The following is a 13,680-nucleotide window of genomic DNA, read 5'->3' on the forward strand; positions in this document are numbered from 1 at the left end:
TTGTAGCGCTTTTCGGAGACAATTTTGGATAAGATTTTTGTAGAAGAAGCGGTATCAGAACTACACACGCTTCAAGATGTGATTCGTTGGACTGTTAGCCGCTTTAACGCAGCGGGCCTATTTTATGGTCACGGCACTGATAACGCGTGGGATGAGGCAGTACAACTTATCTTACCTACTCTTTATCTGCCGATTGATGTTCCTTCGCATGTGATGAACTCTCGTCTAACGAGCAGCGAACGTCTGCGTATTGTTGAGCGCGTAATCAAGCGTATTAATGATCGTACACCAACGGCTTACCTAACCAACAAAGCTTGGTTCTGTGGTCTTGAGTTCTTCGTTGATGAACGCGTTCTTGTGCCTCGTTCGCCAATTGGTGAGCTGATCGAAGCTCAATTCCAACCTTGGTTAACTGAAGAGCCAACTCGCATCATGGATATGTGTACGGGTAGTGGTTGTATCGCTATTGCTTGTGCTCACGCATTCCCTGACGCTGAAGTAGATGCGATTGATATCTCTACCGATGCATTGCAAGTTGCAGAGCAGAACGTTCAAGATCACGGCATGGAGCAGCAAGTGTTCCCAATCCGTTCAGATCTTTTCCGTGATTTGCCAAAAGAGAAATACAACCTGATCGTATCTAACCCACCTTACGTGGACGAAGAAGATATGAACAGCCTACCAGATGAGTTTACTCACGAGCCAGAACTTGGCCTAGCTGCGGGTACAGACGGTCTGAAATTGGTTCGTCGCATCTTAGCTAACGCACCAGACTACCTAACTGACGACGGTATTCTTATCTGTGAAGTAGGTAACTCAATGGTTCATATGATGGATCAGTACCCAGAGATTCCATTCACTTGGATTGAATTCTCTAACGGTGGTCATGGCGTATTCATGATCACTCGTGAGCAGCTTGTTGCTTGCGCTGATGAGTTCTCTATCTACAAAGACTAGTTTGTAGCTATTAAGCGAATGATCCGGTCATCGGGCTGTAAGCTTAGAACCTGAAACTGAGTAAGACGTTCGATTTGAAACGTTTTTATTTAAACGCTATGCAGCAATGCATGGCGTTTTTTATTGCCTAGATTAAAGATGTTTGCATTTATATCGAAGAAGTTCAGCGCAATATTTAGTTGATTAATATGAGGGCTTATTAGATATTGGTGTTTAATATTTAGTCGTTTTAGTGAGTTAAGGAGGATTCACGATGAACTTTGATACATGGATTTATTATTTATTAGCGGTGCTGATCTTAACGGCATCACCAGGCCCAAGTTCTTTATTGTGCATGACCAAAGGTGTGCAATCTGGCTTTAAATTATCGATATTTACCGCCTTGGGCAGCTTAACTGCGATTACTGGCATTCTAACCTTGTCGTTTACCGGGCTAGGGGTAATTATTGCTTCGTCCGAAGTGGTATTTAATGTCATAAAATGGACTGGTGCGGCTTACCTTATCTTCCTCGGCTGGAAATCTCTGCGCTCTAACCAACAAGATTATGACAAGTTACCGGATCAACAAGGCGGTGCTCGAACTGTCAAAGAAAGTGCTGCGCAGCATTACCTAAGTGGCTTTATTGTTGGCGCGAGCAACCCCAAAGCTATCCTGTTTTTTACCGCACTTTTCCCACAGTTTATTGATCCCTCAATTGCGCTATTACCACAGTTTACCGTGTTTGCTTTGACCTTCGCAGTGATGGAATTGTCTTGGTTACTGGTGTATGCCTACTTGGGCGCGAAGTCGTCAAATTGGTTGTTTGCGAAAGGTCGAGCTAAGGTCTTTAATCGTGTCACTGGAGGTGTCTTTATTGGAGCTGGTGCACTGCTTTCGACGACCAGTCGAGCATAACTTTCTGTTTTATCAGAGAGGTGAATAATTACAGAATGTTCTTGATGCTGTCATAAAAGGTTAATATTAATATGCTTGCTGATTTTGGCGAAAAGCCGATATATTGTAGTTACACCATCACGTTCTCAAGGAGAGACATATGCAGCATCAAGAAATGATTCAACACAGTAACTTTGGCGTAATCAGTCGTACTTGGATTTTCTCTACCCTTTCTCTAGTGGGTATTCTTGCTCTAATGTAGTCAGCTTCATGGCTCTATATTTTTAGTTTTTATTATGAAATCACTTGTTAAAAAGTCTTCAAAGTCAGAACTCTTTCTCTTATAAATGTGGCTTTTCTCATCAGGCTAGCCACTTAACTTTTTCTTAGTCATCTTCTTCTAGCAAGCTTCCCCCAATAATTAACTTCTAGTTGCCACTTTCTCGTTGTCACTTCTTGCCTTAAGTCACCACCTTATTTCAGTGGACTGGTTTGTCACCTTATCTCTATAAACAAGCGCCATCGCACTTCTGAAGTTGTTACGAAACTGTGATAATCTTAAGTTATCTTTTATCTACAGTGTATCTCTCATGTCTGTCTGGGATTCTATTTCATTTAACAATCGATTTACTGCATTACCTCGACTGTTCTATACCCCAATTCAACCTACACCGCTAAACAATGTTCAATGGCTCGCATGGAACCATAAGCTTGCGGATGAACTCGGCTTTCCGTCATTTGATGATGCTTCCGAGGAATTGCTTGAAACGTTATCTGGCAATGTTGAACCTGAGCAGTTTTCGCCTGTAGCAATGAAATACGCAGGCCACCAGTTTGGTTCTTATAATCCGGATTTAGGTGATGGAAGAGGGCTGTTATTGGCTCAAGTTGTCGCTAAAAGTGGTGAAACGTTTGATTTACACCTCAAAGGTGCCGGTAAAACGCCTTATTCTCGCATGGGCGATGGACGCGCTGTTATTCGATCAACGGTTCGTGAGTACTTATGTAGTGAAGCGATGGCGGGGCTTAACATCCCAACCACACGTGCATTAGCCATGATGACCAGTGACACGCCAGTTTATCGTGAGAAGCAAGAGTGGGGGGCATTACTGGTGCGTGCTGCAGAATCTCACATTCGATTTGGGCACTTTGAACATCTGTTTTATACCAATCAGTTGGCAGAACATAAATTACTGGCTGATAAAGTCATCGAATGGCACTTCCCGGAATGCCTTGATGAAGAGAAGCCTTACGCTGCCATGTATAATGAGATTGTCGATCGCACTGCGGAAATGGTCGCGTTGTGGCAAGCGAATGGTTTTGCTCATGGCGTGATGAACACCGATAACATGTCGATCATCGGGCAAACTTTCGATTATGGTCCATTCGCATTTCTTGACGAATACGATCCTCGCTTGATCTGTAATCACTCGGATTATCAAGGGCGCTACGCATTCAACCAGCAACCGAGAATAGGTTTATGGAACCTGTCTGCACTGGCTCACTCACTTTCTCCGCTGGTGGATAAGGCCGACTTAGAGGCCGCGTTAGAACAGTACGAACCGCAAATGAACGGTTATTTCAGTCAGATGATGCGTCGTAAGTTGGGGCTACTTTCGAAACAAGAAGGTGACAGTCGTTTGTTTGAATCTATGTTCGAGCTGATGTCGCAAAACAAAGTCGACTACCCAAGGTTCTATAGAACGCTATCGAACCTAGACACCTTGTCGCCACAAGAAGTGATTGATCTGATAATTGATCGAGATGCAGCAAAACTGTGGGTAGATAACTACTTACAACGTTGCGAACTGGAAGAGAGCTCAGTGGCAGAGCGCTGCGAAAAGATGAGGCAGGTAAACCCTAAATATATCCTCAGAAACTACCTAGCTCAGCTTGCGATAGACAAAGCAGAGCGCGGTGATAGCAGCGACATTGACGCTTTGATGGTGGTACTGGCAGACCCTTATGCGGAACACCCGGATTATGAACACCTTGCGGCTCTACCTCCTGAGTGGGGCAAAGCAATGGAGATCAGCTGCTCTTCATAACCAACCAATAGCGGATTAAGCCCTAAAGATTCAGATAGAGGTCACTAAGTTGTGATCTTTATCTGTTTGTTCTTCTAACTTTACAAACATGTCAATAATCAAACAATCGGCCAGCCTATACACTATGTGAATAAGTTGTAAATTTAATAGGTTTGGGCGATGCCAACAAATACTCGAATTCTCGTGGTGGATGATGATCAAGAAATCCGCGAGCTGCTGGAAGAGTACCTCACAAAATCGGGTTTCGATGTTTCTTCTGTGGGAGATGGCGTTGAACTAGAAGCTCATCTGCAAAACCAAGGTTATCCAGATCTGATTCTGCTGGATGTGATGCTACCCGGTGACGATGGTTTTACCTTGTGCCAACGTGTCCGTAAGCAATCTAATGTGCCAATCATCATGCTGACTGCCGTATCGGATGAAACCGACCAGATCATTGGTTTAGAAATTGGTGCCGATGACTACATCGCCAAGCCGTTCAGTCCTCGTCAGTTAATGGCTCGTATCAAAGCGTTATTACGCCGCGTTCAAGTGGTTGATGACAAGCCAAGTGATGCACTGCCAAAGCAAATTATTTTTGGTGATTGGACGCTTGATACATTAGCGCATCGAATTTCCCACAATGAAAATTCAGAAGAGATGGATTTGTCGGGCAGTGATTTTTCTCTGTTGATGTTGTTCTTAACTCGCCCTAACGAAGTTCTTGACCGTGACACCATCTCTTTCGCTACCAGAGGCCGAGAAGCGCTACCTTTTGAACGTGGCATTGACGTGCAGCTTAGCCGTCTGAGAAGCCGATTGGGCGACAGTGGTAAATATCCTCACTACATCAAAACCATGCGCGGCAATGGCTATATCCTCGCTGTTCCTGTTCAGTATGAACACTGATAATCAAGTGCTGTTAGTGAACACCTTGCCAATGAAGTATTGCCTATGAACTGGATGAGTCGATTAAAACCAAACTCCTTGGTCGCAAGAACATTGCTACTGACCTTGTTAGCCGTGGTGATTGCTCAGGGGATCGCAACGTCTATTTGGTATAGCGAATCCAAACACAAAGAGTTGGAAGGGATTCGTTCTGCCTCCGAAAGCATGGCCAATATGTTTGCGTCGACGGTGACTTTCTTTCAGTCTCTGCCCGTCAAATATCGTCATATCGTATTAGATCAGATCCGCAATATGGGCGGTACGCGCTTTTTCGTATCTTTCAATAAAGAGGCTTTGATTGTCGAACCGATCCCTGATACCCGTTTAAAAACCGCTTCGATTGAAGCGATAGAAAGTGTTTTGAGTAGCAAGCTCAATAAAGTGGAATCAGTTCGTGTTGATTTCTCTCGCCCTGAACATCTTCGTTTACTTAAAAATGACATTTACTTGAGCGATCTCCCGCGATCGTGGGCACATCACACATTAACCTTAGAACCTCTTAATCCGCCGATTCTGGTTGTTCAGATAGAATTAGCCAGTCATGAATGGGTGTATATCGCCGCGTTGTTACCGGCGCCTTACGTCAAACTCGACGATACGATTCTCGGCAGAGAACAGGTGATCTTCTTAGTTTCCTCAACACTCATTCTTTTGGTTTTGACTTACTTGATGATTCGTCGGCAAGTACGCCCTCTTAAAAAATTAGCAAGAGCGGCCAATGAGATGAGTATGGATATTCAGCAGCCACCACTTAATGAAGAAGGGGCAACGGAGCTGGTGACGGCGACCCGAGCCTTCAATCGCATGCAGCAACGAATTCGTCGCTATGTTGCCGACCGTGAGCACCTTTTCTCGGCAATCTCCCATGACTTAAAGACACCAATAACACGGCTTAGATTGCGTGCAGAGTTGTTGGAGAGTGAAGTAAAGAAAGACAAATTCAACAAAGATCTCGATGAGCTTGAGATGATGGTTAAAGGTGCTCTTCAGGCCGTAAGAGATACTGACTTACACGAGAACAATGCCATTATTGACCTCAATGAAATGGTGCTTGCTGTGATTGAATCTCATAACCAGTACCAAACGAAGGTTGAGTTCGAGCCGGTCGTCATTGAGCCATTGGTCGCGAAGCCACTGGCGATAAAGCGTGTACTGACCAACTTAATCGACAACGCGGTTAAGTATGGTTCCTCAGCTGTGGTAGAAATCAGCGGTGATGAGCTTTGGGTAGTCGTGACCATTAAAGACCGTGGCAATGGCATTCCAGAAGACAAGCTAGAGTTAGTTTTTGAACCTTACTTTAGGTTAGCAACGGATGATCAAGGACACGGTCTTGGCCTCGGGATCTGCCGAAATATCCTGCATGGACACGGCGGAGATCTCATTATTCGCAACTCCTCTCAAGGCGGCTTAGAAGCCAAAGTCTATATCCCAACAGGCCTAGAAGTGTAATGTAACAATTGTGTTACATAGGGCTTACCTTTTGTTTCAATCCTAGAAATCAAAATAAGTAGACTCTTTATTGAACCGGACGTCGAGTCCGCTAAAACATGGAAGATAATAATGAAAATCAATAAAACCCTACTTACTCTATCTCTTCTTGCTGCCTCAACATTTTCTCAAGCTGGTGAAGTGGAAGTGCTTCACTGGTGGACTGCCGGTGGCGAGGCGAAATCCGCAGCGGTACTGAAAGAGATGATTGAAGAACAAGGCCATACTTGGAAAGATTTTGCTGTTGCTGGTGGCGGGGGTGAAAGTGCGATGACTGTTTTGAAAACTCGAGCAGTGTCGGGCAATCCTCCATCTGCCGCGCAGATCAAAGGTCATGATATTCAAGAGTGGGGTGGTTTAGGTTTTCTAACGTCTCTCGATGCAACGGCGAAACAAGAACAATGGGATGAGCTACTGCCAGAAGTGGTCACTAAAGTGATGAAGTGGGATGGCGAATATGTGGCGGTTCCTGTCAACGTTCACCGTGTTAACTGGCTTTGGGCGAACCCTGTTGTTTTAGAAAAATCAGGAGTGACGGTTCCAACGACATTAGATGAGTTCTTTGTTGCCGCAGACAAGATTAAAGCGGCTGGCTTCATTCCACTGGCTCACGGTGGTCAACCTTGGCAAGACGCTACGGTATTCGAAGCTGTAGCACTTGATGTACTAGGCAGTGAAGATTACAACAAAGCGTTCGTTGATCTGGATATGGACGTGTTATCTGGCGACAAAATGGTGGAAGTGTTCACCAAGTTCAAAAAGATGCGTGATTACATCGACAGCAACTCTCCGGGTCGTGATTGGAACGTAGCAACTTCGATGGTTATCAATGGCGAAGCGGCAATGCAGATCATGGGTGACTGGGCGAAAGGTGAATTTACTGCGGCAGGCAAAGTGCCGGGTAAAGACTACATCTGTGCACCAGCTCCAGGTACTGATGGCCAATTCACTTTCAACATCGATAGCTTTGCGTTCTTTGAGTTAAGCGACAAAGCGAGCCAAAAAGCGCAGCAAGATCTAGCGAAAACCATTCTTACCAAAGATTTCCAAGAAGTCTTCAACCTTAACAAAGGTTCTATCCCTGTACGTCTAGATATGGACATGTCTAAGTTTGACCAATGTGCGTTGGACTCAATGGCTACCTTCAAAGCGAGTGCGGAATCTGGCGATCTTGTTCCGAGTATGGCTCACGGCCTAGCGACAACAAGCTACGCTCAAGGCGCTATCTATGACGTAGTGACCAACTTCTTCAACGAAAAAGATGCCGATCCAAAACAAGCGGCGGCTAAGTTAGCGAAAGCTGTGAAAGCGGCTATCTAATCTAACTTGATAAGCGACACACAACGCACGTGAGTGACGGGTTGTGTTGCTTTACCAAACCCCCAGGGTGGGTAGGCTCGTAGGGAGTCTATCTACTCTTCACTCCCAATTCTGATATGCGTGATGCTGATGTGGTGCCGAAAGGTAAGCCATTGGCTCGATTGTGCAACAAGGATAAGTTATGGAGCATGTTTTGACTGAGTCGACTCCAAAACCCACAAGGAGCCAGCCTGCACCGAAACCAAGTTTTGCTGACAGGTTGCAACATTGGTTACCTAAAATTGTACTGGCGCCGACCGCGTTAGTGACCGTGGTCTGTATCTACGGTTACATTTTTTGGACGGCAGCGCTGTCGTTCACCAACTCTCGATTTCTGCCGAGCTTTAATTTCGTTGGTTTAACCCAATATGAAAAGCTGATGGATAACGATCGCTGGATCACCTCAATCACTAACCTCGGTGTGTTTGGCTTTCTGTTCATGGCGATTGCTATCTTGCTTGGTGTTGGTTTAGCGGTATTGCTTGACCAGAATATCCGCCAAGAAGGGGCGATTCGAACTATCTATCTCTACCCAATGGCGTTGTCATTCATCGTGACAGGTACGGCGTGGAAATGGATTCTTAATCCGGGTCTTGGTATTGAAAAGCTGATGCAAGATTGGGGATTTACTGACTTCAAATTTGATTGGTTAGTCGACTCTGAAATGTCGGTCTATACCTTGGTTATCGCGGCACTGTGGCAGTCTTCAGGTTTTGTGATGGCAATGTTCTTAGCGGGTCTTCGTGGCATCGATTCATCAATCATCAAAGCGGCTCAAATCGATGGTGCAAGCTTACCTACTATTTATCTCAAAATCATTCTGCCTTGCTTGCGCCCTGTGGTTTTCAGTGCGGTTATTATCACGTCACACATTGCGATTAAGAGCTTCGACCTTGTGACCGCAATGACGGCGGGTGGCCCGGGCTATTCATCGGATCTACCTGCACTATTCATGTACGCCCACTCTTTTACTCGTGGTCAAATCGGCCTTGGTGCTGCTAGTGCCATGATGATGCTTGCCGGTATCTTAGCGATTCTCGTGCCTTATCTTTACTCTGAACTTAGGGAGAAAAAGTCATGATGAATAACATCAATTTTGCTCGAATCTTTATCTATTCAGCACTGCTTTTCTTCTGTTTAGTGTATCTAATGCCATTGTTCGTGATGGTGCTGACCTCATTCAAAACTCTGCCTGATATCAAGGCGGGTAACTTGATGAGCTTGCCGAAAGAGTGGGTGTTCGATGCTTGGTATAAAGCGTGGGACTCGGCTTGTACGGGCGTGAAATGTGAAGGCATCAAAGGCTACTTCTGGAACTCATTCCAAATGGTGATTCCTGCGGTTGCGATTTCAACATTGCTCGGTGCATTCAATGGTTATGTGGTGACGAAATGGCAATTTAGAGGTTCAAACCTGTTCTTTAGTTTGTTGCTTTTTGGCTGCTTCATTCCGTTCCAAGTGGTACTACTGCCAATGGCAACCATGCTTGGCAAGATGGGTTTAGCAAACACGACCATCGGTTTGGTGATTGTGCATGTTATCTACGGCATGGCGTTTACGACTCTGTTTTTCCGTAACTTCTATATCTCTATTCCTGATGAATTGATCAAAGCGGCAAAGCTAGATGGTGCAGGCTTCTTTACGATTTTCTTTAAGATCTTATTACCGATCTCCACGCCAATCATCATGGTGACGGTGATCTGGCAGTTCACCGCTATTTGGAATGATTTCTTGTTTGGGGTGGTTTACTCCGGCTCAGAAACTCAGCCGATCACCGTGGCATTAAACAACTTGGTGAACACCAGTACAGGCGTTAAAGAATACAACGTCGACATGGCTGCCGCGATCATCGCCGCACTGCCAACGCTGTTGGTGTATGTCTTCGCAGGAAAATATTTTGTTCGTGGCCTAACGGCAGGATCAGTAAAAGGATAATTACCCATGGCAACATTAGATTTAAAACAGATCCGTAAAACCTATCGCAACGCGGACAACGAAACGTTAAAGGGCATCGACATCAGTATCGATTCGGGGGAATTTTTGATACTTGTCGGCCCTTCGGGGTGTGGGAAATCGACCTTAATGAACACCATTGCTGGGCTCGAAAATATTAGCTCGGGTGAGATTGTGATTGATGGTGTAGATGTAGCGCAGGTTGAACCTAAAGACCGCGACATTGCGATGGTATTCCAATCCTACGCGCTTTACCCAAACATGACGGTACGCGGCAATATCGCTTTCGGTTTGAAGATTCGCAAGATGCCTCAGGACGAGATCGATGCTGAAGTGAATCGAGTGGCAGAAATGCTGCAAATCGAGCAATTGCTTGATCGTAAACCGTCGCAACTTTCTGGTGGTCAGCGTCAACGTGTCGCTATGGGGCGGGCTCTGGCTCGTCGCCCTAAGCTTTATCTATTTGATGAACCACTTTCTAACTTGGATGCCAAGCTACGTGTTGAGATGCGTCATCAGATAAAACGTCTGCACCAGAAGCTCAATACCACGATCGTTTATGTAACCCATGATCAGATTGAGGCAATGACACTGGCTGACCGCATCGCGGTAATGAAAGATGGTGAGCTGCAGCAGCTCGGCACACCGCAAGAGATCTACACCAAACCCAACAATATGTTTGTGGCTGGCTTTATGGGGTCACCGTCAATGAACTTCATTAAAACCATGGTGGATTTGGATGAGGAACAGAATCCGATCATTAAAGTGGTCGGTACCGCAGATCAAGAACACCACATTCGTTTGCCACAAAGTATGCGTGACCAAGATGGCAAAGAGTTGGTGATTGGGCTGCGTCCAGAACACATTACTGAACAGGAAGGTGATGATGTTTCTGCCTCGACAAAGCTGGACTTACAGCTAGAGGTATTGGAACCGACAGGGCCAGATACCATCGCAATGGTTAAAGTGAACGATCAAGAAGTCGCGTGTCGCTTGTCACCGGAGTTTGAGGTGTCGGTTGGGCAAATGGCACCGCTGCATTTTGACCTATCCAAAGCCGTATTCTTCGATGCTCAGACGGAAGCGAGAATCGATTTCTAAGTGTTACTAGCAAGTTAGTTTCACCAAACACCTCATCGTTTGATGGGGTGTTTTTGTATCAAGACAGGTTAATTGTCACATTAATGATAAAAAACTCAGTAGAGTCTATGCTTGATGGGAGATTAATTTTTATAAAAAGGATGTCTGCAATGAGAGTCCAATTACTCGTAGGAGCAATGTCACTTGCTCTTCTTTCCTCTCCTGTATCTGCTGTTGTTAATCATGATTTGAGAGACAGTTATATTGTCGTTTTAAAACAGAGTGTATCGGAATCACGGGCGAACGATATCGCGCGCGAAGTTGCCAATGGGCGTGGTGTAGTTGGTCATCAATATAGCCATGCCTTGAAAGGGTTTTCTGTTAAGGTCCCAGAGCAAGCTCTCAAAGGTCTTAAAAATAGGTTCCCCGAGATTGATTACATTGAGCCTGATATCGTCATGCATGCTTTACCGCGAGGAGGTAAACCTAATCGAGGCGGAGGTGGAGATAGTGTTGATCGAGCTGTTCAGCAGGTTCCTTGGGGTGTAACCAGAGTCAACGGTGGTACTGTTGATATGAGTAATTCCTCATCTGTTGCGTGGGTTATAGACTCGGGTATTGACAGTAATCACCCAGATTTAAATGTAAACAAATCTCGAGGGGCAAACTTTACTCGCGGTAAGAAAAACAATACTAGCGATGGTAATGGTCACGGCACGCATGTAGCAGGAACGATTGGTGCGTATGATGACGGTTTTGATGTCGTTGGTGTTGCTCCTGGTGTACAGGTAATTCCAGTACGGGTGTTAGATAATAGCGGCAGTGGTTCAATGTCGGGCGTGATTGCAGGAGTTGATCATGTTGCTCGTTATGGTGACTCTGGTGACTGTGCCAATATGAGTTTGGGAGGAGCTGGATATTCAGCCGCCTTGGATAGCGCGATTAAAACGGCCGCTGCTCAAGGGATATTTTTCTCAATCGCAGCGGGTAATTCAGGGCAGGATGCCAGTGGGTTTACGCCAGCGAGTACCAACGGCACGAATATATTTACTATTTCCGCATTTGGTGAATCTAACGATAATTTCGCTTACTTTTCCAATTATGGCTCTGATGTAGATTACGCTCAACCTGGAGTCGATGTGTTATCGACCAAAACGGGCGGAGGAACGGTTTCTTACAATGGTACCTCAATGGCGGCTCCTCACTTTTGTGGAGTACTGTTAGCCACCGGAGGCTCATTCTCTTTGGATGGGGATGTGAATAATGATCCCGACGGATCTCCTGACCCTATTGCAGTGAGTAATTAACTTGTTTGATAGTTTAAGTAGGTATAAAAATGCCGTTGTAGGCAATAAAAAGCGACCTGATGGGTCGTTTTTTATTGTGAATAATCATCGAGTAGACAGTTAATTATCATCAAAGCTGATATTTAGTGTGATGTGGCTATATAAAGCTGACGTAGAAACGCGTAGGATCGAGTCAACTTTAGACCAAATACTAGGTTGCACTTTGGTGCATAAACAGAAGAATACATGAAACTAACAGCAAAACCCTCAGCTAGTAACGCTTTACTTATTTCTATTACGACACCGGACTTCAAAGGTGACGAAGCAAAAGAGTCTCTTGCCGAACTTGCTCGCTTAGTAACAACCCTAGGGTTTAAAGTGGTTGGTACTCAATCGCAGCACCACAGTTCAGCTCAACGACAAAACGTGTTGGGTGCTGGTAAGCTTGCGGAAATTGCTCACCTAACCGGTTACCAAGGTTCGATTGAAGAAGCAGAAGATGAAGACTTCCTTGATGAATCAGGTCTATTTGATTCAGAAATCGACGAGCTAGATTTTGATGATCTTCCAACGGGCAATTTCCAATACGGCGCCGCTGATGTTGTGGTCTTTGACTGTGATTTAAGCCCATCTCAACTGCGTACTGTTGAGGCGAGTTTGGGTGTGGAAGTATTTGACCGTACTGGCATCATCATCGAAATATTCAGCCGTCACGCTCGTACTCGTACTGCTCGCCTGCAAGTTGATATCGCTCGTCTAAACTACTTAGTGCCACGACTTCGTGAAACGGCAGAGGGTGATAAAGAGCGTCAAATGGGTCAGGGCGCCGGTGAAACTTCTCTAGAGCTAGACCGTCGTAACGTACGTGACCAAATTGCTGCGCTTAAGCGTGAGCTAGTAAGCGTACAAGATGAAATGAAGACCCGACGCACAAGGCGCGCGGAGCTTTTCACTGTTGCTTTAGTTGGCTACACCAATGCTGGTAAATCTTCGATGATGCGTGCAATGACCGCAACCGAAGTCGTGGGTGAAGATAAACTGTTCGCAACGCTAGACACCACGGTTCGTGCGCTTCAACCAATCACTCAGCCGCGTATCCTTGTTTCAGATACTGTGGGTTTCATCAAGAAACTGCCACACGATCTGGTTGCTTCGTTCCACTCAACATTAGCAGAAGCGCATGATGCTTCATTGCTGCTTTATGTCGTTGATGCTTCTGACGTTTCATTCCGCGCGCAACTTGATGTAGTACACGACGTATTAGCTCAAGTGGGTGTTGAAGGCAGCGAAAAACTATTAGTGCTGAATAAGTGCGATAGATTGACTGAAGAGCAGCAATTAGAGCTGATCGAAGAATTCCCAGATGCGATGCTAACGTCAACTCGTGATCCTCTGGATATTACGAAACTGCACAAGTACATCGTTGGTGTTGCTGAAGAAGGCATGATCGAAGAAGAGATCACGATTCCTTATTCTGGACAAGGTATCATCGGTGAGATTCGCTCAAACATGAGTGTGGTAAAAGAAGAGTACGACTACGAGTGTATTAAGTTGACCGTTCGCTCTAGTGAAATTGACTTAGCTCGACTGAAAAAGCGTATGCAGAAATCTTGATCGTCTATCTAGTTTAGATAAGAACGCCTAAAGAAAAAGCGACCTTAGTGGTCGCTTTTTTTATTCGTTGAGCTTAATTAACGCTACATTG

11 protein-coding genes are annotated in these 13,680 nt (G+C 45.3%); all 11 read left to right on the forward strand.

The features are described 5' to 3' along the window. Positions 1-24: 24 nt before the first annotated feature. The 11 genes from prmB to hflX all read left to right on the forward strand — a co-directional run bounded on the left by prmB (position 25) and on the right by hflX (position 13,589). A complete protein-coding gene (gene prmB / locus MSG34_RS10670) occupies positions 25-957 on the forward strand; it encodes a 50S ribosomal protein L3 N(5)-glutamine methyltransferase (RefSeq protein ID WP_017060640.1) in 933 nt (310 codons plus the stop codon). A 253-nt stretch (positions 958-1,210) separates the two neighbouring features. Further along, positions 1,211-1,852, forward strand: a complete 642-nt coding sequence (locus tag MSG34_RS10675; protein WP_050635205.1) for a LysE family translocator — start codon at positions 1,211-1,213, stop codon at positions 1,850-1,852. A 569-nt stretch (positions 1,853-2,421) separates the two neighbouring features. After that, positions 2,422-3,879 carry a protein adenylyltransferase SelO gene (locus MSG34_RS10680; RefSeq protein WP_248337344.1) on the forward strand — a complete coding sequence of 486 codons (1,458 nt, stop codon included), beginning with the start codon at positions 2,422-2,424 and terminating at the stop codon, positions 3,877-3,879. Positions 3,880-4,038: 159 nt separating this feature from the next. Next, complete coding sequence (locus MSG34_RS10685) at positions 4,039-4,767, forward strand: response regulator transcription factor (protein ID WP_061039291.1); 729 nt, start codon at positions 4,039-4,041, stop codon at positions 4,765-4,767. Positions 4,768-4,812: 45 nt separating this feature from the next. Further along, positions 4,813-6,258, forward strand: a complete 1,446-nt coding sequence (locus MSG34_RS10690; RefSeq protein ID WP_122081996.1) for an ATP-binding protein — start codon at positions 4,813-4,815, stop codon at positions 6,256-6,258. Positions 6,259-6,369: 111 nt separating this feature from the next. Beyond that, positions 6,370-7,617: an ABC transporter substrate-binding protein gene (locus MSG34_RS10695; RefSeq protein WP_122081997.1), complete on the forward strand. Its 1,248-nt coding sequence runs from the start codon at positions 6,370-6,372 to the stop codon at positions 7,615-7,617. 181 nt (positions 7,618-7,798) lie between these two features. Next, positions 7,799-8,737 (forward strand): sugar ABC transporter permease, encoded by a 939-nt coding sequence (locus tag MSG34_RS10700; RefSeq protein ID WP_009848503.1) that lies wholly within the window; start codon positions 7,799-7,801, stop codon positions 8,735-8,737. After that, a complete protein-coding gene (locus MSG34_RS10705; RefSeq protein WP_122081999.1) occupies positions 8,734-9,591 on the forward strand; it encodes a carbohydrate ABC transporter permease in 858 nt (285 codons plus the stop codon). Before MSG34_RS10700 ends, MSG34_RS10705 begins: the two co-directional genes overlap by 4 nt. A 6-nt stretch (positions 9,592-9,597) precedes the next feature. After that, a complete protein-coding gene (ugpC, locus tag MSG34_RS10710) occupies positions 9,598-10,710 on the forward strand; it encodes a sn-glycerol-3-phosphate ABC transporter ATP-binding protein UgpC (RefSeq protein WP_017056923.1) in 1,113 nt (370 codons plus the stop codon). Between the two features lie 140 nt (positions 10,711-10,850). After that, positions 10,851-11,996, forward strand: coding sequence for a S8 family serine peptidase (locus tag MSG34_RS10715; protein WP_050052753.1), 1,146 nt, complete (start codon positions 10,851-10,853; stop codon positions 11,994-11,996). Positions 11,997-12,221: 225 nt separating this feature from the next. Beyond that, positions 12,222-13,589 (forward strand): GTPase HflX, encoded by a 1,368-nt coding sequence (gene hflX / locus MSG34_RS10720; protein ID WP_017056924.1) that lies wholly within the window; start codon positions 12,222-12,224, stop codon positions 13,587-13,589. Positions 13,590-13,680: the final 91 nt, after the last annotated feature.

This window comes from Vibrio sp. 1CM2L (genome assembly GCF_023161695.1).
Taxonomy (GTDB): domain Bacteria; phylum Pseudomonadota; class Gammaproteobacteria; order Enterobacterales; family Vibrionaceae; genus Vibrio; species Vibrio coralliirubri.